Origin of the sequence: Chryseolinea sp. T2 (genome assembly GCF_037203685.1) — a bacterium.
Taxonomy (GTDB): Bacteria; Bacteroidota; Bacteroidia; order Cytophagales; family Cyclobacteriaceae; genus Chryseolinea.
On record NZ_JBBCAU010000002.1, the window covers coordinates 1,211,040 to 1,229,650 of the forward strand.

Sequence of the window (18,611 nt, forward strand, 5' to 3'; positions counted from 1 at the left end):
CAACACACGCGGAGATGAACATGTGGAGATTTAAAAGAAAAGTATTTCAGGTCGAAACTATATTGATTGCAGTCATCATGGCGTCTACTGCCATAGCCCAAACCAGCGACAGTACAGCCACGGGAGGAAAAACTTCCGTGAAGCTGTCGCAGGAAGTTATCAATCCAACGTCGCTGGCGTGGCAACTTCAATTGGAAGAGTTCACGATATTCGACACGGAGGGTGCTGATGGTTTCGCTCAGAATTTTCGCGTTCGTGGAATCATCCCGTTAAAAAAAGGATTCCTGGTTCCATTGCCCCAGCTTATTCGTGTTATTGGTTTTTTAAACACCGCTCCTGGTGGTCCAACGGGTCTGGGCGATGTTACATTGAATCAGTTCTTTATTCTGGCCAAGAAGCATTGGGGGCAATTCGGTGCGGGTTGGAATCTTACCATACCCACAGCATCGCATGATGAACTTGGATCTCCGCAGTGGCAGCTTGGTCCGGCTTTTACGATAACCTTCACCAACCTGGGCAACTGGCAGATGTACTGGATCTGGGAGAACTTCTTTTCGATTAGCCATAACGATGAATATGGTACAAATGGCTATGCTGTTGTTCAGCCTAATATCTTCTACACCTGGTCAAACGGAATCTATGCCGGAATGGAACCGGAATGGCAAATCGATTTCAAGACTGGCAAGGTAGCCTTCCCATTAGATTTTCGCGTGGGCTATGTATGGTCAGGTAAATTGAAATACAACGCCTACATTGAACCGGAGGTGATGGCGATCCGTTCCGAAGGCTACACCAGAAATCCCAATAACTTCGGTATCCGTTTTGGATTTCGATGGTATTTGCCCATGTGATCATTGGAGCAAATTGCTGACATCTGTCGCTTCATTTTAAAGAGATCTCTCAAGTCCGATATAAACACCGGTAGTGTTCTCAACGGTGATGATACCCGCCCTCGGGCGATCAAGATCGATGATCAAATGGTTCACGCTGTAATAGACGGCAGCTGCATAAGGCTATTTGGCAGTCTTTGGAATACTTGGCAAAAATTGCCGTTATGGCTGACTTGATATTTTCCTCTTTGAGTTCTGGCTTTACATTTTCGTCCAGCGTCTTGGTACATCGACCTTGCCAGGCTATCTTCTCCGTACCGCGATCCACCAGACTGATGAACAGCGTACCTTTTGTGTACTTGTTGTAATCCACATAGGTTGTACCGCCACCCCAGCCGTAACCATACCCCCAGCGGCCGTAGCCTCCTGTGTTTGTCGCTGTAGCGCTCATCTCTTCATGATATAGTGCGGCATGTTAGGCCCTCCTTCATTTACACAACAGGGCAGCCATGAAGACTGCCCTGTGATTAAAGCTTTCAATTATATTGATCATCAGTCTTTGATATTCCGATTGCCATGCGCAGAATATTCAGACCATTATCGTGAGCTTAGTGAAAAGTCAGACCAACATTAAGGGTGAAGTATGATTGCGTTGAATCGAAATCACCTGCTTTGAAGCCATTCAGATACTTCACGTTTACCAGCACACCAACTGCGTCGGCCGCCTGAATGCGCAGACCCACTTCAGGCTGGATAACGAATGGCCAGCCTTCCTCTTCCACGGTATATAAGTTCATATCGGTATTACGACGTGAATACATCGTTCCGATGCCGATGGCTGCGTAAGGGCACAGAAATTCCTCCGGACTAAACAGATAAGTGCCCGTAGCTAAGATGGGAGCGTTGTTGCTGTACCGATACTGCTTGCCGGTAAGCGAGGAATTGTCAATGGTATAGGTCGCAGTACCTTTCTCCTCATAGAACGTATTCCATCCTAAGTTAAAACCGAGTGCAATGTTAGGCTGTATCGCGTATCGGTAGTCAAAGGAAATGCCACGAAAACTTGCCTTTTTGATGAAATCTCCCATGTCACCCGTCCCAAAACCAATCGAATAGGCAACATCCACGTAACTGTTCTGCGCCTTACAGAAGGTTGCTACGGCCACCGCTATGGTCAATGTCAGAATTAATCGTTTCATAATCGTTTGCCGTTTATTTGGTTGTCAGATAGGGTGATTGCCTGAAAGACTGATCAATAGATTTGGTGACGCGCGATATATCATAAGAGTAGCTCGCCAAACCGTTCGCTGCGCTTACCCATACCGTTTGCGATCGGTTGATCGGACTGTCTTCCGCCTGCGATGGATCGGACAAGGTCATGATCAGCGATCCTGTAGTATAGCTGCTGACTGAATAGTAAGGTGGATAATACCATCCCCAGTCCCAGTAAGGATACCACCAGTCATACCAGTAGCTGTAAAAATAATTGGTGGATTTTATCGCTGCAGGGGTCAGATACAGATCAGGTGAAGCGTCGAGATCCACACGATCATATCCAAGGGCTGTCATGTTCTCCTCGATTTTGTCGAAAATCGGTGCGGCGAATTTGTCTGCCATAAACTCATAGGTCGTATCTCCGTCATCAATCTTTATGTCGGTTACAATCTTATCCGGCATGGAGTAAGTCTCCCTGCTCTTGAAATCATAACGCTCGTCGTAAGTCGTGTAGACTACGTCCGTGTCTTCTGCATAGTCCGGACCCTGCGGATAGCACCCTGCCAGTAACAATACCAGCGAGGCTGTAAGAAATTGTCTCATGTTTCTTGTTAGAAATTGTTTTATCACTCAATCGATTCCACGCACCAATCCTGTCCGATTCTCGATGGCGGATTACGGCACCATCGCAGAACAAAGAATGGAGTGCGGCAATAAGCGAAAGAATGAACTTTAAATGAAGACTGAGATGCATTTCACCGTGAATCACTCTGTTTAACTTTAATCAGTAGAATCGCAGACGTAACTAGGAGTCATAGTCGTAATGTAACCCTGATATCGAACCGCATACGATTGTCGCCGCGGCACGTGCAAACAATGTCTGGTATCGCGCGAGGACAATTTGCACTTAGAGTCCCGGCATCACAAGTTAGTACGTATGTCATTTGGACCGGGGAACAGTCACAAACAAGATCAGAATATGAAAAGAAAAATCGCAGTACTGGTGCTGATGTTACCTTATGCTTTGCTGGCGCAGCAAACTAATGTATTCTCAGTCGACGCGAAAAAAATATCACAGTCTGAAACTCCAGTCACCGTTGTAGAGGCCGTGAAGACCGATTTTCCAGGCAATGAAATTATTGATTACTATCTGTACGATGACGACCTGGTGAATACCGAGTGGGCGGTAACAACTGAAGACAACATTGAGCCAGACCAGGCTATCGACCATTATTCGGTTTTGCTGAAGGGTAAGAACGGTGGATATGCATATGGCTTGTACGATAAGAATGGCAAGCTTAAATCAGTCAAGGTCGTTGCCTTAAATTTTGCGCTTCCCGCAGCGATCAGAAATAATGCTACCACCGGAAAGTATTCGGGGTATACCATTAAATCCGACAAGTTTGTTAGAGTTGTAAATAGAAAAAACGACAAGGAGTATCTCGAAGTTTCCGTTGAAAAGGGTAGTGATAAGAAGAAACTCTATTTCTCGCCGGAAGGAGACCTGATCAAAGAGAAATGAAACGCCAGTCATTTTCAGTGACCCGCTCCGTGAATTGATCCGCATTGACAGGTTTCGTTTATTTCAGTAGTTGTTGGGTTATTTCATCCGGTACTTTACTTGATGTCGTTGCTATAAGAATACGCTAATCAGCTAAGTGATAAAGTTTATGAAAAAAAACCTGCTCTGTGTAGTTTTCGCGTTGACGACTATGTCGGTCGTGGCGCAGGGACCGAAGTACGATTCCACTGCCATATTTATCATAGACCGTATGAGTGATGTCATTGGCGACCTCACTTCCTGCACTTTTAAAGTTCACGTTTCCAAAGATGAAAACGATCCGGATAAAGGACTGGTACGGTACTATGGAACCGAAGAGGCATTTATGGCCGGCCCGGATAAAATGCTCGTTAATGTCCGGAACCATAAGGGTCACAGTCAGTATCTGTACAACGGATCACAGATTGCATACTATTCATTCACCGAAAACAACTATGGACTGATTGAGGCGCCTGGAACTACCATGGAAACCATCGATAAGATCCATGACGAATATGGAGTCAATTTTCCTGCGGCAGACTTCTTTTATCCGACGTTCACTGATGATCTGATTGCCTACTTTGATGAGATCCGGTACGTGGGCAAAGTACTCGTTGAGGATAAAGAGTGTTTCCAGATTTTTGCCAGAAACAAGGATGTAACGGTGCAGCTATGGATCAGCAACGATGCCTTCACGTTGCCAGCGAAAATGCTGATCGTCAAAAGTTCCGACAACCACGCTAATCAGGAATTTACCTATTCCAACTGGGCGATCAATCCCGACCTGCCGGAAGCAATGTTTGATTTCCTGCCTCCCGCCGGTGCCAGCAGATTACGGATCGTTGCCAAAAGTCAGCAGTAATTCATTAACAGACCACCTATGCAGCTCAGACCCGGATTATTACAGTCGTATACTTCCATTGTATGTATGGTTGTATTCATCATGTTAGCTTCAGAGTCGTATGCTCAGCATTTTCGTGGGGGTGCCGGCGGTGGCCGAAGCCGGCAACCAGTATCGCGCAACGCCGGTGGCAACGCGCGCTCTATTAACGGAGGGGCACAGCGCTCGCCGCAAAGAACTATGCAGCGACCTTCCGGAAATGCTCCTCAGCTTGCGCAAGACAGGAATAGCGGCAATCGTGAAGTAGGGAACCGTGACACAAAAAACAAGGTCAGCAACAGAACCACCAACTCGAACAATAAAACCAGTAATATCGGTAACAAGACCAACGTCGGGAACAAGGTGAACATTGACAACAGCACAAAGAACGTCAATATCAATGTCGACAGGAGCAGGGACATCAACATTCAGAACAACCGGAATACCGTGGTGAACAGGAACACGCGCGTATATCCACGTCCTCCATATGCCTACGGCGGCCGGCGATACTACTGTTATCATCCTTATTACTATCATCCGTACCGGCCGTTCTACTGGGGTCCCGTGTGGCATCCGTGGGGCTTCTTCGTAGCCACACTCGCGGCTACTGCGATCATTGTAACAGTGGAAAATCAACAATATCACTACGACCAGGGTGTATACTACGTTCAGAGCAATGGAGGCTATACGGTGGTGCAGGCACCTGTTGGTGCAACCATTAAAGTACTGCCCGAAGGTTCAGAGAAGGTTGTCGTCAACGAAACGACTAATAACTATTACTACGGTGGAACTTATTATGAAAAGAAAGGAGATACTTATTCAGTAGTTCCACCGACAGCGGGCACCGTGGTTGAAAATCTGCCTGAAGGTGGCGAAGAAGTAAAGATCGGCGATCAAACTTATGTCAAATTTGGCGAGACGTATTATCAGCCAATCCAGCAAAATGGGAAAAGCATGTATGAGGTCGCAGACGTTCAGCAGGATGCGAAGTAGGATTTTCGGAACAATTAGATTGCACCATTTACTGCTCGGATCCGTGTAGATTATAACAATTTCAATAAGATTTGCAGTTGGTAAAGATTGCGTTGTCATTAAACCTTTCAGACCGCACACCCCTTCAAAAGGTTTCCAATTAACGCAAGCGGTGTAATGTTATTGTGGCTTCGATCCAAGCAGAATTGGATTCACGTCAATCAGCTTGAGCGATTTGACCATCTTTGCTGACTGATCTTTGTATTTCAAAAAATGTGGTGTCTTGATATGCTTACTGTAGGAATCTGAATCCTCATAGACTTCCAGGATACTGATGTGAGCAGGATTATTCTTTTCGGCAACGGCGTACATCACAAGAACACCTGATTCAGTTTTTAGACCAGGCATCATTACGTAGTTTGCAAGGCTATTGAAATCTGAAATGGAATTTGGGTCTAACTCAATCTTTATAAGTCTGATGTAGAAATTCTTTGGATTAAGTTTTGAAAGTTCTGACTTCCGGTGATAGAGTAAGGATTTGGTTTCAATCAGGTCGAGGTGCGTTACCATTTGAAGAGTACCCTGCTTGTACTTTTGAAAATGGGGTGTTGAAAGATGCGACTTGTATTGTGCCGAGTCTGCGTAGGTCTCGAAGAGTGTAATTCGTTCAGGATTCTCCTTTTCGGAGACAGCGTACAACGTTATGACACCAGGCTCTTTTTTTATAGAAGCTTCGATTTCTTCTTTTAGGAATTCGTTGTAATTGTTAATCTGAGTTGTGTCAACCTCGATTATAGCGAGCCGAACCATTTGTTTGGGATTTTGCGCTTTCGCGACCGTAAGAATGGATAAACTGAAAACCCAAACGTGAATTAAACGATATATTTTCCGGTACAAAGTCATCCGATGTTCATTCGGTTGAAATAATGGATCGATACGAACCGATCCGGTGAACCAATCTTCGGGACCTTTACAGGAGGGTTGAGATCCTATACGGGTAATTTCCATTGCACGTTTATTTATTTGGCAGATCATTATCGGAAAAAGAAGCAACCCATGCAATGGCAAGTAAGTGCCGTGGAACTGAAAATAGGAAATGTGAAGTAATTAGAATACCTTTGATGCATCAATTGCGGAATTAATTAATTCACTGCTCCTGGTTTATCCATCCGTGGTATCTTAAATCTCCCCAGTTTACAGGCAGTTAGTCTTTTTTATCCTCACCTCGAGTCAGATTCATTGCTGCATTTTAAGGTTGCGAACATCGCACCCTCAGATCTTTTATTAATAACTTAAGAATGACTTTTAAAGAGTTAAACCTTAGCGGTCCAATCATTAACGCATTGGCCGAAAAGGGCTATCAATCTCCAACACCGATCCAACAAGAAGCTATCCCGCATATACTTTCCGGAAAAGACATTGTCGCCTCGGCGGCAACAGGCACGGGCAAGACCGGCTCATTTTGTATTCCAATACTTCATTTACTTTCGACACGCAAATCACAATCTGGTGTGCGTGCGCTCATCATGGTACCCACACGAGAGCTCGCCATCCAGGTCTTTGATAATTTGAAATTCTACGGTAAAAATCTGCCTTTAAAGAGTACAGCAATTTATGGTGGTGTGTCTCAGTTTAACCAGGTGAGAGAAATTCGCAAAGGCGTGGACATCCTTGTAGCGACACCGGGAAGACTGCAGGATCTGATTGATCAGCGAGTCATTTCCCTGAAGAGTCTTGAAATTCTTGTCCTGGACGAAGCCGATCGTATGCTTGATATGGGTTTCATAAGTAACATCAGGAAGCTTGTTAAACTGATGCCTTCATCGAGACAAAACATTTTCTTTTCTGCAACGATGCCTGCGGAGGTGCTGGATCTTATTTATTCAATAGCTACCGCACCTGTGCGAATTAATGTTGAATCATCAGTAAAGGTATCCATCAATCAGTCTGTTTACCATGTTTCGAGAGAACACAAACGTTCACTGCTGAAACATGTAATCACGGAGCGAAAGATGAGCCATGTAATCGTGTTCTCGAGAACGAAGTATAGCGCGGACAAAATTGCAGAAGATCTCGCCAAAGCTGGGATTTCTGCAGAGGCGTTTCATGGTAATAAAAGCCAGAATGCGCGACAGCGTGCATTGACAAATTTCAGGAAGAGTTCAACTCGCGTCTTAGTTGCCACCGACATCGCGGCGCGCGGGATTGACATTGCAGACTTACCCTTTGTGATAAACTATGAAATGCCGGAGTCAGCCGATACATACACACATCGAATCGGCAGGACCGGACGAGCAGGGAAGGCAGGCTCAGCGCTTTCCTTCTGCGACCGGGAGGAGAGAGGGTATCTCAATAACATCAACAGGATATCGAAGAAAAATCTGGCGGTCATGGAGCACCCGTATCAATAAACCGCTTCTAAGGGAGAATCAGTTTCACTATACCTTTTTCACTCACAAACTGTTAATAAAATGAACATTTATGTAGCAAATATTCCTTTCAAAGCGACGGACGCAGAGCTGAAGGAACTATTCGAACAACATGGCGAAGTTGCATCTGCAAAAATCGTTATAGACAAGATGACAAATCGGAGCCGTGGATTCGGCTTCGTGGAAATGACAGATGGCAATGCTGCCAAGGAAGCAATCAATGACCTTAACGGAGCTGAATTCCAGGGCAAGTCGCTTGTGGTTAATGAAGCGCGCCCGAAAACCGATTCTTATAGCGGGAGTAATGGTAGTGGGGGTGCAAAGCGTGGATATGGAGGAAAAAGCTTCGGCAACCGCTGGTAGTTATCTGACTCATCGAAAGTTGACAAAACACATCTCATATGAATTTATTCGTTGCAAACATTAGCCGTGCCGTTAAAGAGGAAGCACTGAAAGCTTTGTTCTCTGAATTTGGACCGGTATCGTCCGTTAAGATCCTGGCGGACAAATACACCGGAGAATCAAAGGGTTTTGGCTTTGTGGAAATGGCGAATGACAACCATGCATTGGAGGCCATCAGGAAGCTTTCAAACGCCGAGTTTTTTGGCAGAAGGCTTGTCGTTTCCAAAGCCAGGCCCAGAGCCGCTGCTTAATCGTGCGATATTGAATGATGAGTGCTGATCAGGGAATGAACTTAAAGTTGTGCACATGGCTGTGCGATATCAAATCCACCATTATCTAAAGCACATTGTATCGAAGGAGCGTGTGCACAACAAATGAGCTATCAAACTAATGAAGATAATATTTATGGGATCGGCACTTTCATTACGGCGAAAGAGGCGCCAACCATAAAGTTAAAAATCACCACGTACATTCAGCGCATTTATTATTGCTCTGTTGTCGGAGATGACACAGCAAAGCAAAAGGCATACTTTGAGCGGGAATTAATAGAGCCTGCAGTTCCAGGTTAGCAATGCCGGGACTAAGTTGTCAGGCTGATATGTTTCTATTTATCATCCCGCATAAAGGATTCGTAACCGTCTCTGTCATGATGGATCTGAGTAAGGGATGCCTTTACTTTACTTTTGGTATGAAACTCGCCCTTGGTGCTAAATGATATGTCTTTCATCGTGCCCGAGCGAATGTTCCGTACTGATACCCCACATCCGAGCAGTTCTGATTTTAGGCTGGACATAAACGAATCGAGGAATGCAATTGAAGCGATGTATACCGCATTAAGGTCATCATCCATTTGTTTGTCCGCGATTGCACTGATTAATACTCCATGGTTTCGTGAAATCATTTCCGGAAGAAACAGCCGCGAGAGGACAACTACGTTCATAACGTTGCAGTGAATGACTTCATGCTGCTTGTCGATGCCGGCCCTGGCGAATTCCTCGAAGCGGCTTTGGCCATGAACACTATGCACGACGACTGCAATCTGTATTCCTTGATTTTTGATGTCGCGATGAAGTATAAATGCATCGTCTGAATCACTTAAATCGGTTTCATATGTATGGACGATCACAGAAAATCTGGATTTAATAGCTGCTGCCACTGCAGCCAGGCTTTCGCTGCTTTGTCCTGTAATGATAAGGTGATATCCTTCCTCCGCCAGCATGGTGGCGATATCCCGGCCTATACCGGTGGCACCACCGGTGACAAGGGCAAAAGTTTCCTTGGTATTCATAGCACTATTCATGATTTAAAAGTCTAATACGATTGTGCGTTACAAAGAGTCAATTATGCTATCAAGACAAAGTATTGACGAGTGCTTAGTTGATATATACCACAATAGACCAACAGATCACCAGGTCAACGCAAACGGCTGGCTCCCGTGCGAAATGTACCTGATATAATGCTTCAGGCTCTTCGGCGAAAGGCAATAGTATCCCGATGATAATTTCGTTCCATGAAGCATGTCATCCGGGATCGATCAAGAAGGAAGGAGAATCAACAGATCTGAACTGCAGCGCGTGTTGAAAAAGGCTTTTCTTAATTGAGCTAAAAGGTACCTATAATCTCAATCAATACCTAACATATGCGTGGGTGTTCCAAAATAAACAATGCTCTGCTGATTGTGTTGTATCGGTGATCTAAGCTAATGCACCATTCCTGGTGCAGATGAATTCATTCTAACTAGTTTGACTTAATCTGACAGTTTGAAGGTTAGCTTTTTTGGATTGTACTATTAAGTTAGCCCAACTGTCAGATTAAGTCGGAACTACTTCAGCTTACCATAATTGATGTTGAGTGGTGGATCTTTGTACTGGCAGTCACTCTCATTTTCATCATTGGTACACCAATCCAACCATTAACGACTTAACGATTCAAATCTTTTCAAGATTGATTCTGTAAAACACCGTCCAATTTTTCGAGTAGCGAGCGTTGCCAGACTATCATGATTTATTTAACGTGGCCGCGCTGCACCTGTAATATCAGGTTTCATGTTCAGATCGAATAGAAAGACTTACCATTTTCATCGATATTACTTTCATGCCTACTCGCGACAGTATCAAATTGTTCAAAGAAGGTGTGAATGGCGACAGTCTTGTATTGAAAGGTTCTTACCCGGCGCTGACTGGATTCAATAATTGAAGACACAAAACAAAAGTCTCGCAGAAACGACACAACCGTCATGCAATATTTACAAGGCACCTTCTAAATTAACTATAGATCAAACATGCGCGAAGGCGCTATTGTTGCTATGAAGCCTATCATATTCATTTTGGTCGTCTTTCTGACGGCATTATCCGTAACGAGCTGTAAGTCAGTTGAAAATACCAGAGCGATGCAGGCAAAAAGCCAGTGACAGGCCTCATTTCAAAACGCATTCAGGGCGTGAAAGTGGCCACCAGGAATCCAACGGAGCCGCTACGCAGCGAATGACAACGGCTGATCTGCCGTAATCACCCTTTTTGCTTGCATCGCTATGTTGACGACTATTGTGGCCACGCCGAAGCGGATTATGCCGATGATGGAATTTTTGCTCTGTCTCAGCTGTCGTGGTCTAAATTAGTATGCCTTCGCGTCCTTAGGCTTGTTATTATGTGTGATTGTCGTCAGCTGTCGGGAACCCTCCAAAGCCGGGGAAACATCGCCAGGTTTCTTCTCTCATTTCTTCTTATTTGTATTAGCAATACGTTCGCGCTGGGGCAGCGATCGGCGCAGATTGTTCCAACGTCGCCATCTTTATTTCCTCACTTGTCGGGTAGTATAAACGTTATTGTGAAGGCGCCAGCTGTCAATGGGCAAAAGACAGTAAGGTTTGTTTATCTCGTGCCGTCCGATGTAGCTGTTAAACCAACTTATACCCAAAGTATTAAAAATGCCGCTCGTCATTTGCAACAGTGGTACCGAGATCAGCTGGGAGGCAATAAATCCTTCCGGATGACGGATAAGATTGTGGAGGTCCATCAATCTACACATCCATCGTCGTGGTATGCCACAAATCCTGACGCTGACTGGGCTGGAGAATGGAAATTCTGGTTCAATGCTGTCAACGATGCTTTCAGCTTATCGGATGGACGATTTGAGGATCCGGATAACTTCTGGGTGATCTATGTTGATGCATTGCCTCTTTGTCCGATGCAACAGGGAGGCGGTCTGAATGGTGTTGCTGCAATGGGAGCTAACGATTTGCGTGGACTTACAGGGCAACCATGGATTCCAATTTGTGATGAGATTATTCCTGACTATTCGCCATGCCGGTATGTCGGCGGACTTGGTCACGAGTTGGGGCATGCATTTGGCCTGCCTCATCCCGCAGGCTGCGATGACGGGCAGCCCGTCGCTTGTGATTACAATGCTTTGATGTACACCGGTTATGTAAACTATCCTTCCACGTACTTCTCCGAGGGCGAAAAGGCAACCCTGCGCACCAGCCCGTTCATTACTACGATTACCGGAGCAGGCTGCAACGTCGACTGCAGTGCGCTCAACGTCGAATATGCAATAACATCATCACGTCAGATCTCCATTTGCCAGGGGGATAGCTACTTCGCAGGCGGGAACATGCAGACTTCCGCTGGCACATACACCGACCGTTACTTGTCCAAAAGCGGTTGTGATAGCATCTTAACCACGCAACTTACAGTATTGCCGAAATTCAATATGAGCAGAGACGTTTCTATTTGTCAGGGACAATCGTTTCTTGCGGGCGGCAAACTTCAGACGGCGTCAGGCACCTACTTGGATCTCCTTAAATCCAAAGGAGGATGCGACAGCGCCGTCACGACGCGGCTGCACGTTTTGCCTGCTTATCAAATAATAAAAGACGTAAGCATCTGTAGTGGTGAAACGTACTCAGTCGGTGGAATTCCGCGATCGGTCTCTGGGACATATACTGATGTATTAAAAACACGGGCGGCGTGTGACAGTATAATTGTAATCAATCTCAGAGTGTTCGATCACTATGCAATATCACGCAATGTCTCAATTTGCACAGGCGAAACTTTCTTGGCTGCCGGAAAACTACAAACAACATCGGGTACTTATGTGGATAGGCTTAAATCAAAGGCCGGATGTGATAGTATCGTGACAACAGAGCTAACCGTTCTGCAGTCATTCGCCTCCACCAGAGACGTGTCCATTTGCCAGGGACAATCGCTCTTTGCCGGAGGAAAACTACAAACAACGTCGGGCACTTATGTGGACAGACTTAAATCTAAGGTCGGGTGCGACAGTGTTATCACGACAAGGCTACATGTTTTGCCTGCATATCGCATCACCAAAGAAGTAAATATCTGTGCGGGTACATCTTACACCGTCGGAGGGACTTCGCGAACCACATCGGGCGTTTATACGGATGCATTAAAGACCCGATTCGGCTGCGATAGTATGGTGGTGATCAACCTGAAGGTCATGCCGGAATATTCATACGAACGAAACATAAGCATATGCGAAGGCGAGCAGTATCTCGCGGCCGGGTCGTTTCAGAATCGAACGGGCAATTACACCGATGTATTCAAAACGAAAACCGGGTGTGATAGCACAATATTGACGCGACTTGTCGTATACCCGACCAGAGAAGTAAATCAGTCAGTCTCCATTTGCAGGGGCGATTCGTATTTTGCCGGAGGAATTCAAAGAGATGTTTCGGGCACTTATCACGACAATCTGAAAACAATCCATGGTTGCGACAGTATAGTCACTACCCATCTTGAAGTTGTGGACCAGATCGAAGTTACGAAGGACGAGACAGTTTGCGCAGGCAAGTCGTATGTGATCGGCAGTAATGTGTACTCATCAAGTGGCACCTATCGCGAGCTGTTTTCTTCGAAAGCAGGATGTGATAGTGTCGTAACATTGCATCTCACGGTACTGCCTCAATATGAAAGCACGGTGGAAATAAACACCTGTGTGGGTGAATCGTACTTTGCCGGCGGCCAATTGCAAACTACATCCGGCACCTATGTGGACACATTTAAAAGTTTGAGCGGTTGTGATAGCGTCGTGATCACAAAACTTACTGTAGGTATTTGTCTGGCTGTGGAGTTGCCGGCGGATATAGCCTTATCAATTTATCCGATCCCGGTATCTCACGTTCTTCACGTAGATGCAGCAGATTTTGATCACGCCGTCTTGGTAAGTCAGACTGGGATGGAATTAATCTCAACAGAAGACCGGGAAATAAACATCGAACCCCTGGCAGACGGCCTGTATTATGTTCGGGTGTATCAAGATAAGACAAGGTACGCAGTGAAAAAGGTGCTTGTGTTGCACTAAGAGAACAATTTGAAAGCCGTTCATGCGGATAAAGACAATATTGGCATTAAGAGAAAACACAATTCGGAAAGGAATGGAAGGTCAGTGGACGTCGTGCATGATGGAAGTGGGAAACCGGTCGGCATCTAGGTGGGAAATATGGGGCCGTGCCTTTCAATTCTCTCAACTACCCACCTTCCTGACGTCCGGCACGGAAAATGAGATTATCTTGTCAAACCAAATCTATGTTACGCAATTATCTCGTCACTTCCTGGAGAAGCCTGCTTCGAAACCGGGTGTTCTCTTTCATTAATATCGCTGGTCTTACCATTGGCCTTGCCGTGGGTGGATTGATCTATCTCTATGTTTCTTTCGAGAAAAGTTACGACCGCTTTAATGCTAACAAGGACCGACTGTATCGAGTGTCGGTGACGTACGCTTCCACAGGAGAAACGGGAATGGAAATTACTCCAATGGCCGTGAATAATCCCGCCGTGGGTCCTGCTCTTGAAGCCGACTTCCCCGAAGTGGAAGCCGCCACGCGCCTGGTGCGCACATCACTTGTAATGAGCACGCTCACGCTCTCGTATTACGGGAAAGAGCAGGATGCCGTCACCTTCAACGAAGAAAATATTTATCTGGCCGATCCCACGTTCCTCGGCATATTCTCCTACCCTGTAAAGGAAGGTGCGGCAATCGACGCATTGAATAAACCCCAATCCATCGTACTCACAAAAAAGCTCGCTGCAAAGTATTTCGGCGATGAATCCGCAGTAGGTAAGGTGATGCACATCAACGGTCAGAAAGATCTAACAGTAACCGCCGTACTCGATGATGTGGCAGCCAATTCACATCTTCAGTTCGATGCGCTCATTTCAATGAATACGCTGGGCGAAAAGTGGCAATACGACAACTGGACGTGGCCGGAATTTTATACATACATCCTTTTGCAGCCAGGCTCCGACCCGAAAGTACTTGACGCCAAGCTACCGGCGTTTGCACGCAAATACATGGAACGCATTATGGCTGATTACGCGCTTCGTGTATCGTTTGAGTTGCAGCCCGTAACTGACATCCACCTGAAGTCGGACTACCGTTACGAACAATCGGTTAACGGCGACGAGCGTACCATCAAATTTCTCATCCTGTTGGCTGTGTTTGTACTGAGCATTGCATGGATCAATTATGTCAACCTTTCCACGGCACGCTCAATCAGCCGTGCCAAAGAAGTGGGACTTAGGAAGCTCGCAGGGGCCAGCAGATCTCAATTGATCACTCAATTCTTCTTTGATGCATTCATGGTGAACGCCGTAGCGCTCATACTTGCTGTAGTCATACTCGCGCTCACCATTCCCTTATTCGAATCGCTCACCGGTAATGAGATGCTCCGCGCAGTATTAGTTTCCGGATTCGCGCAAAGCATCACGACATGGCTCGTAGTGGCGGGTGTCATGGTCTCTTGCACCCTTTTGACCGGATTGTATCCTGCCCTTATCATGTCAGTCTTTGATCCGGCGAGGTGCTCAAAGGAATATTCAACCGTTCGTCATCGGCAACTTTCTTCCGGCGATCACTGGTTTCCTTTCAATATATTTTGTCGGCATTCCTCATTGGAGGTACGATTACTATTTATCGACAACTCACCTTCATGCGAGACCAAAACCTGGGCTATGCGAAAGAGCAAATGGTGATCGTAAGATGCCCTTCTATTTTTAATCCCATCATGTATGGCGACAGTGTAAATACTGATAATCGCTCGACCTCCTTCCTGGACGGGCTTCGTTTGCTTTCTGCAATTAAGGGAGTAACGGCTTCCGACGATACACCCGGTCACAGCATGAACTCGCGGAACAATATGCGCCGCGGCGGACAAGACCCTTCCTTCGATAACTCAACCTCTATCCTGGCGATCCAACCGACATTCTTTGAGACATATGGCGTTGACCTCGTGGGTGGTCGCACCTTCACGGAGGCCGATCGCTTCTCGTTTAATAAGTCGAACCGCATTATTTTAAACGAGAAGGCAACCGAATTGCTCGGGTACAATAATCCTAATGATGCATTGCACACAAAGGTGACGTCGCGTGTGTTTGGTGGCGAATATACTGGCGAGGTGATTGGCGTTGTTAAAAACTATCACCAGGAGTCACTTCATAATGATTACGCGCCCATCCTGTACTATTATCCAGAAAATGAGGCCTGGAAGTATTTTTCCATTCGAATGAATACGGCCGATGCTCGTCAAACCGTGAAAGTGATCGAGTCACTCTATACGAAGACATTCCCGAATGATGCTTTCGAGTATTTTTTCCTCGATGAACATTTCAACGCGCAGTACAGCAGCGACGTGAAGTTCGGAACGATCTTCGGTAGCTTTACCCTTGTGGCGATCGTGATCGCCTGCCTGGGCCTTTTCGGTCTTTCGGTGTTCGACGTCACCCACCGTGTGAAAGAGATCGGCATCCGGAAAATACTGGGTGCGCCTGTCGTGTCTATCCTGGCGTTGTTCTCGAAGACTTCATTGCAGATATTGTTGATAGCTTATCTGATCGCCGCGCCGCTGATCTATCTGGCTGCAAATGGATGGTTGAAGAACTTTGCATTCACAGCGAAGCCGGGATGGCAGGTATTTATCTTGCCGCCACTAATATTGGGCTGTATTTCGTTAGCGACAATCTGCGTTGTTTGCCTTCAGTCAGCATTGATGAATCCCACACGTGCGCTTCGCCATGAATAGCAAAAAAATCCTGATCGGCTTCAGACGCTCTCTTCTTTTTGAGTTGAAGCATATAATCTTCGATCTGTTCGATCTCAAGTTCGGCGGGCAGACAATTGACTTGCAGGGTAACGTACGCGACTCAGCGCATATAGTTGCTCAGTGTGCTGATACTCTTCCCGCTCACGATGAGCTTTCTCTCCAGCGGCCGCCGCGTTATACCCAACCGTTGCCGGCAAGCCATCTATCCCGCGGACAACTTGGTGTGTGACTTAAAATATCCTGTGCTCTAAAGATTAACCTATGACAATTAAAGATTTAAGAGAAGGGATAAGTAAATGGAGATTGACAAGAGAAAGGATCACTAATCTTACAGTTGGATTTTCTGCGGTATTGATTTATGAGTTCCTGGCAAGACCAATCTATCGACCTTACATTTATAAAAATAACATTAATGACCTTCATATAGCCGACACAATTGGTAACTCCCTGGGGACTATAGCGACAGTTTTTGTTTTAATTGGTTTCATCGGACAGGGAAGAACCCAACACATGTTCCTAATTAGAACAATAGTAATAAGTGTGGTTCTATATGAAATTGCTCATCCATTATTGGGGAAGCCCATCGACCCATGGGACATTGTTGCAACACTTTTAACGGGTGGACTATGTTCGATGCTGTACAAATTAGTTCATCCCAACACTTTGAACAAAGAAAAACCGATACACAAGTAACTAAAAATATGGACTGAGCAGCGTCTTCGGTTACTACCCATGAGATCAACACGGAAATACAATCTCTGTAGCAACATCAATATTCTTTGAAGTATGAAAAACTCAAACGGACAATTTCGTTGGCGTAAAACATTTCAAACTTAGACATGACGGAGCAACCAGAGAAATTCATAAAGGCATTCAGGGAAATTGTTAAGGATGAGAAAGCATTAATGCAGGCAAGGGATGGAAATATCCAATTCATTTAAAAGACCTATGTCTCATTTGGCATTTGTTGGATAACCAGCACCAGTTCCTCCAAAAAAAACTTCGATTGATAATATTTTTCTGTTCTTGAAATGGAAGTATTCGACATTACGAAGAATCTTTCCTTCTGAGGTTACCACGTGCATAATGGCAATCGCCTCATCCGCTAAGTCAACGATCTTAACGTATTCAAACTTCCTTATATGCTGTGATTGTGGCCAACACTTGTCCTTGAACTGCGTGGCATTTATATGATCGTCTGGGGCGGGACTTGTAAAAGTGAAGTCCTTGTCTAGCTGCGCCGCAACCTGCGACCAATCCTTATTAACGAAGCCTTCGAAATAGGCCCTAATGATTTCTTCATTGGACTTGGATTGATTTTGACTCGATGCAACTGTGAAAAACATTAGCATCGGGATTAAGGTGTATATCTTGCTCATGCCTTTGACTGATGGTGAGTAAAGATACTTCCCGCGAATGCTTAGAGGCGGGGTCTAATGCGACATTTAGTGGGCAATGTGCGACAAGTTTGTATGCAAAAAATGACCTAGGTCTGCATAGTGAGACAATGGCCGAGCTTCCAAAGCACAGATGCGCCCTCGGCTTATCTTAATTACCCCAGCACTTTTAGAACTCGATGTGTACGTTAGACGACGGCGACTTTAGCGCGAAAAGAACCGATCAGGAAAATCGACGTCGAATTTCAACGAACGACGACGTGGAATGGTTACTTTGGTGCATGGCCAATTCAAGAAAGCTCGTCAATTTGCATCAAATAATCTTAGAACGCCTAAGAATGCCGTAGCGCTTTACTGTAACCTAGTTGTTTCTAACGTTTATAGAGACAAAGCATTGTGTTTTAACCCCTCACCCCCCGGGAAAGTTAGACATCTATTTCTTCGTTTCTTTTTTGATTATTTTTTATTAATATACTCAAGCCGAATTCACGAGCACTTTAATTCTGAGTGCAGTTGTTGTAAAGTAGCATTAGTCAATTTGCTGGCCACGTTCTTTGCAGGCATAAAAGTCTATTACTGTATTCATTGCTACTACTGGATTCAACTCTGTCGTGGTGAAGTATTGAAGTTCTCTATGAAAACCACCTCAATAACAATTCTTTCGTTATTACTTTTTGCTGCCTGTCAGCCAAAAGAAAATCCATCGTCTGCAAAAAGTGATTCAACTGCCACGAGTTCCTCTGAATATGAATTTGCCAGAGGTTATCCAACCGATGCTACAATTCAAAAAGCATATGACGAAGCCGATGTCTTAGCCCCCTAAAATCTGCACAGAATTTTCCATTTGGTTTTGTAGTAGAGTACCGTGTTGGTCATCTGATAAG

At 45.4% G+C, this 18,611-nt stretch carries 20 protein-coding genes; 14 read left to right on the forward strand and 6 right to left on the reverse strand.

The window, feature by feature from the left end:
• Positions 1-14: 14 nt before the first annotated feature.
• Positions 15-851 (forward strand): hypothetical protein, encoded by an 837-nt coding sequence (locus tag WBG78_RS09785; RefSeq protein ID WP_337326226.1) that lies wholly within the window; start codon positions 15-17, stop codon positions 849-851.
• Positions 852-960: 109 nt separating this feature from the next.
• Here the strand turns inward: WBG78_RS09785 and WBG78_RS09790 are convergent, their stop codons facing one another.
• The 3 genes from WBG78_RS09790 to WBG78_RS09800 all read right to left on the reverse strand — a co-directional run bounded on the left by WBG78_RS09790 (position 961) and on the right by WBG78_RS09800 (position 2,648).
• Positions 961-1,281, reverse strand: coding sequence for a DUF4136 domain-containing protein (locus WBG78_RS09790; RefSeq protein WP_337326227.1), 321 nt, complete (start codon positions 1,279-1,281; stop codon positions 961-963).
• A 157-nt stretch (positions 1,282-1,438) separates the two neighbouring features.
• The gene (locus tag WBG78_RS09795) at positions 1,439-2,029 is read right to left on the reverse strand and encodes an outer membrane beta-barrel protein (protein ID WP_337326228.1); all 591 of its coding nucleotides are present in this window, start codon (positions 2,027-2,029) and stop codon (positions 1,439-1,441) included.
• A 13-nt stretch (positions 2,030-2,042) separates the two neighbouring features.
• A complete protein-coding gene (locus WBG78_RS09800) occupies positions 2,043-2,648 on the reverse strand; it encodes a DUF4136 domain-containing protein (protein WP_337326229.1) in 606 nt (201 codons plus the stop codon).
• Positions 2,649-3,024: 376 nt separating this feature from the next.
• On the opposite strand from WBG78_RS09800, the gene WBG78_RS09805 reads away from it, so the two are divergent.
• From WBG78_RS09805 to WBG78_RS09815, 3 genes are all read left to right on the forward strand, one after another.
• Positions 3,025-3,567, forward strand: coding sequence for a hypothetical protein (locus WBG78_RS09805; protein WP_337326230.1), 543 nt, complete (start codon positions 3,025-3,027; stop codon positions 3,565-3,567).
• Positions 3,568-3,715: 148 nt separating this feature from the next.
• The gene (locus WBG78_RS09810) at positions 3,716-4,447 is read left to right on the forward strand and encodes a DUF2092 domain-containing protein (protein ID WP_337326231.1); all 732 of its coding nucleotides are present in this window, start codon (positions 3,716-3,718) and stop codon (positions 4,445-4,447) included.
• Between the two features lie 18 nt (positions 4,448-4,465).
• On the forward strand, positions 4,466-5,458 hold the full coding sequence (locus WBG78_RS09815) for a DUF6515 family protein (protein WP_337326232.1): 993 nt from the start codon (positions 4,466-4,468) through the stop codon (positions 5,456-5,458).
• 159 nt (positions 5,459-5,617) lie between these two features.
• Here WBG78_RS09815 and WBG78_RS09820 read toward each other — a convergent pair whose 3' ends face one another.
• Positions 5,618-6,445 (reverse strand): putative quinol monooxygenase, encoded by an 828-nt coding sequence (locus WBG78_RS09820; RefSeq protein WP_337326233.1) that lies wholly within the window; start codon positions 6,443-6,445, stop codon positions 5,618-5,620.
• 290 nt (positions 6,446-6,735) lie between these two features.
• Here WBG78_RS09820 and WBG78_RS09825 point away from each other — a divergent pair, with 290 nt between their 5' ends.
• The 4 genes from WBG78_RS09825 to WBG78_RS09840 all read left to right on the forward strand — a co-directional run bounded on the left by WBG78_RS09825 (position 6,736) and on the right by WBG78_RS09840 (position 8,837).
• Positions 6,736-7,848: a DEAD/DEAH box helicase gene (locus tag WBG78_RS09825; protein ID WP_337326234.1), complete on the forward strand. Its 1,113-nt coding sequence runs from the start codon at positions 6,736-6,738 to the stop codon at positions 7,846-7,848.
• Positions 7,849-7,908: 60 nt separating this feature from the next.
• Positions 7,909-8,229, forward strand: a complete 321-nt coding sequence (locus tag WBG78_RS09830) for an RNA recognition motif domain-containing protein (protein WP_337326235.1) — start codon at positions 7,909-7,911, stop codon at positions 8,227-8,229.
• A 38-nt stretch (positions 8,230-8,267) separates the two neighbouring features.
• Positions 8,268-8,519 (forward strand): RNA recognition motif domain-containing protein, encoded by a 252-nt coding sequence (locus WBG78_RS09835; RefSeq protein ID WP_337326236.1) that lies wholly within the window; start codon positions 8,268-8,270, stop codon positions 8,517-8,519.
• A gap of 123 nt (positions 8,520-8,642) precedes the next feature.
• Entirely contained in the window at positions 8,643-8,837 is a 195-nt protein-coding gene (locus WBG78_RS09840; protein WP_337326237.1) for a hypothetical protein, read from the forward strand.
• Between the two features lie 35 nt (positions 8,838-8,872).
• On the opposite strand, the gene WBG78_RS09845 is transcribed toward WBG78_RS09840, so the two are convergent.
• Complete coding sequence (locus WBG78_RS09845; RefSeq protein ID WP_337326238.1) at positions 8,873-9,556, reverse strand: SDR family NAD(P)-dependent oxidoreductase; 684 nt, start codon at positions 9,554-9,556, stop codon at positions 8,873-8,875.
• Positions 9,557-10,788: 1,232 nt separating this feature from the next.
• Between WBG78_RS09845 and WBG78_RS09850 the strand changes: the two genes are divergently transcribed.
• From WBG78_RS09850 to WBG78_RS09870, 5 genes are all read left to right on the forward strand, one after another.
• On the forward strand, positions 10,789-13,593 hold the full coding sequence (locus WBG78_RS09850; protein ID WP_337326239.1) for a hypothetical protein: 2,805 nt from the start codon (positions 10,789-10,791) through the stop codon (positions 13,591-13,593).
• 224 nt (positions 13,594-13,817) lie between these two features.
• A complete protein-coding gene (locus WBG78_RS09855) occupies positions 13,818-15,263 on the forward strand; it encodes an ABC transporter permease (RefSeq protein WP_337326240.1) in 1,446 nt (481 codons plus the stop codon).
• Positions 15,221-16,309 (forward strand): ABC transporter permease, encoded by a 1,089-nt coding sequence (locus tag WBG78_RS09860; protein WP_337326241.1) that lies wholly within the window; start codon positions 15,221-15,223, stop codon positions 16,307-16,309. Before WBG78_RS09855 ends, WBG78_RS09860 begins: the two co-directional genes overlap by 43 nt.
• Positions 16,302-16,559, forward strand: a complete 258-nt coding sequence (locus WBG78_RS09865; RefSeq protein WP_337326242.1) for a hypothetical protein — start codon at positions 16,302-16,304, stop codon at positions 16,557-16,559. The genes WBG78_RS09860 and WBG78_RS09865 overlap by 8 nt, the downstream gene beginning before the upstream one ends.
• 32 nt (positions 16,560-16,591) lie before the next feature.
• Positions 16,592-17,023, forward strand: a complete 432-nt coding sequence (locus WBG78_RS09870; RefSeq protein WP_337326243.1) for a hypothetical protein — start codon at positions 16,592-16,594, stop codon at positions 17,021-17,023.
• Between the two features lie 260 nt (positions 17,024-17,283).
• On the opposite strand, the gene WBG78_RS09875 is transcribed toward WBG78_RS09870, so the two are convergent.
• A complete protein-coding gene (locus WBG78_RS09875; RefSeq protein WP_337326244.1) occupies positions 17,284-17,676 on the reverse strand; it encodes a nuclear transport factor 2 family protein in 393 nt (130 codons plus the stop codon).
• A gap of 685 nt (positions 17,677-18,361) precedes the next feature.
• Between WBG78_RS09875 and WBG78_RS09880 the strand changes: the two genes are divergently transcribed.
• A complete protein-coding gene (locus WBG78_RS09880; RefSeq protein WP_337326245.1) occupies positions 18,362-18,550 on the forward strand; it encodes a hypothetical protein in 189 nt (62 codons plus the stop codon).
• Positions 18,551-18,611 lie beyond the last annotated feature (61 nt).

Excerpts from the sequence above, each read along its gene's own strand:
- WBG78_RS09875 (WP_337326244.1), bottom strand. The coding sequence starts at position 17,676 with ATGTTTTTCACAGTTGCATCGAGTCAAAATCAATCCAAGTCCAATGAA.
- WBG78_RS09795 (WP_337326228.1), bottom strand. The coding sequence starts at position 2,029 with ATGAAACGATTAATTCTGACATTGACCATAGCGGTGGCCGTAGCAACC.
- WBG78_RS09835 (WP_337326236.1), top strand. The coding sequence starts at position 8,268 with ATGAATTTATTCGTTGCAAACATTAGCCGTGCCGTTAAAGAGGAAGCA.
- WBG78_RS09785 (WP_337326226.1), top strand. The coding sequence starts at position 15 with ATGAACATGTGGAGATTTAAAAGAAAAGTATTTCAGGTCGAAACTATA.
- WBG78_RS09800 (WP_337326229.1), bottom strand. The coding sequence starts at position 2,648 with ATGAGACAATTTCTTACAGCCTCGCTGGTATTGTTACTGGCAGGGTGC.
- WBG78_RS09810 (WP_337326231.1), top strand. The coding sequence starts at position 3,716 with ATGAAAAAAAACCTGCTCTGTGTAGTTTTCGCGTTGACGACTATGTCG.
- WBG78_RS09815 (WP_337326232.1), top strand. The coding sequence starts at position 4,466 with ATGCAGCTCAGACCCGGATTATTACAGTCGTATACTTCCATTGTATGT.
- WBG78_RS09855 (WP_337326240.1), top strand. The coding sequence starts at position 13,818 with ATGTTACGCAATTATCTCGTCACTTCCTGGAGAAGCCTGCTTCGAAAC.
- WBG78_RS09860 (WP_337326241.1), top strand. The coding sequence starts at position 15,221 with ATGCGAGACCAAAACCTGGGCTATGCGAAAGAGCAAATGGTGATCGTA.
- WBG78_RS09830 (WP_337326235.1), top strand. The coding sequence starts at position 7,909 with ATGAACATTTATGTAGCAAATATTCCTTTCAAAGCGACGGACGCAGAG.
- WBG78_RS09870 (WP_337326243.1), top strand. The coding sequence starts at position 16,592 with ATGACAATTAAAGATTTAAGAGAAGGGATAAGTAAATGGAGATTGACA.
- WBG78_RS09880 (WP_337326245.1), top strand. The coding sequence starts at position 18,362 with ATGAAAACCACCTCAATAACAATTCTTTCGTTATTACTTTTTGCTGCC.
- WBG78_RS09865 (WP_337326242.1), top strand. The coding sequence starts at position 16,302 with ATGAATAGCAAAAAAATCCTGATCGGCTTCAGACGCTCTCTTCTTTTT.
- WBG78_RS09840 (WP_337326237.1), top strand. The coding sequence starts at position 8,643 with ATGAGCTATCAAACTAATGAAGATAATATTTATGGGATCGGCACTTTC.
- WBG78_RS09790 (WP_337326227.1), bottom strand. The coding sequence starts at position 1,281 with ATGAGCGCTACAGCGACAAACACAGGAGGCTACGGCCGCTGGGGGTAT.
- WBG78_RS09820 (WP_337326233.1), bottom strand. The coding sequence starts at position 6,445 with ATGGAAATTACCCGTATAGGATCTCAACCCTCCTGTAAAGGTCCCGAA.
- WBG78_RS09805 (WP_337326230.1), top strand. The coding sequence starts at position 3,025 with ATGAAAAGAAAAATCGCAGTACTGGTGCTGATGTTACCTTATGCTTTG.
- WBG78_RS09845 (WP_337326238.1), bottom strand. The coding sequence starts at position 9,556 with ATGAATACCAAGGAAACTTTTGCCCTTGTCACCGGTGGTGCCACCGGT.
- WBG78_RS09825 (WP_337326234.1), top strand. The coding sequence starts at position 6,736 with ATGACTTTTAAAGAGTTAAACCTTAGCGGTCCAATCATTAACGCATTG.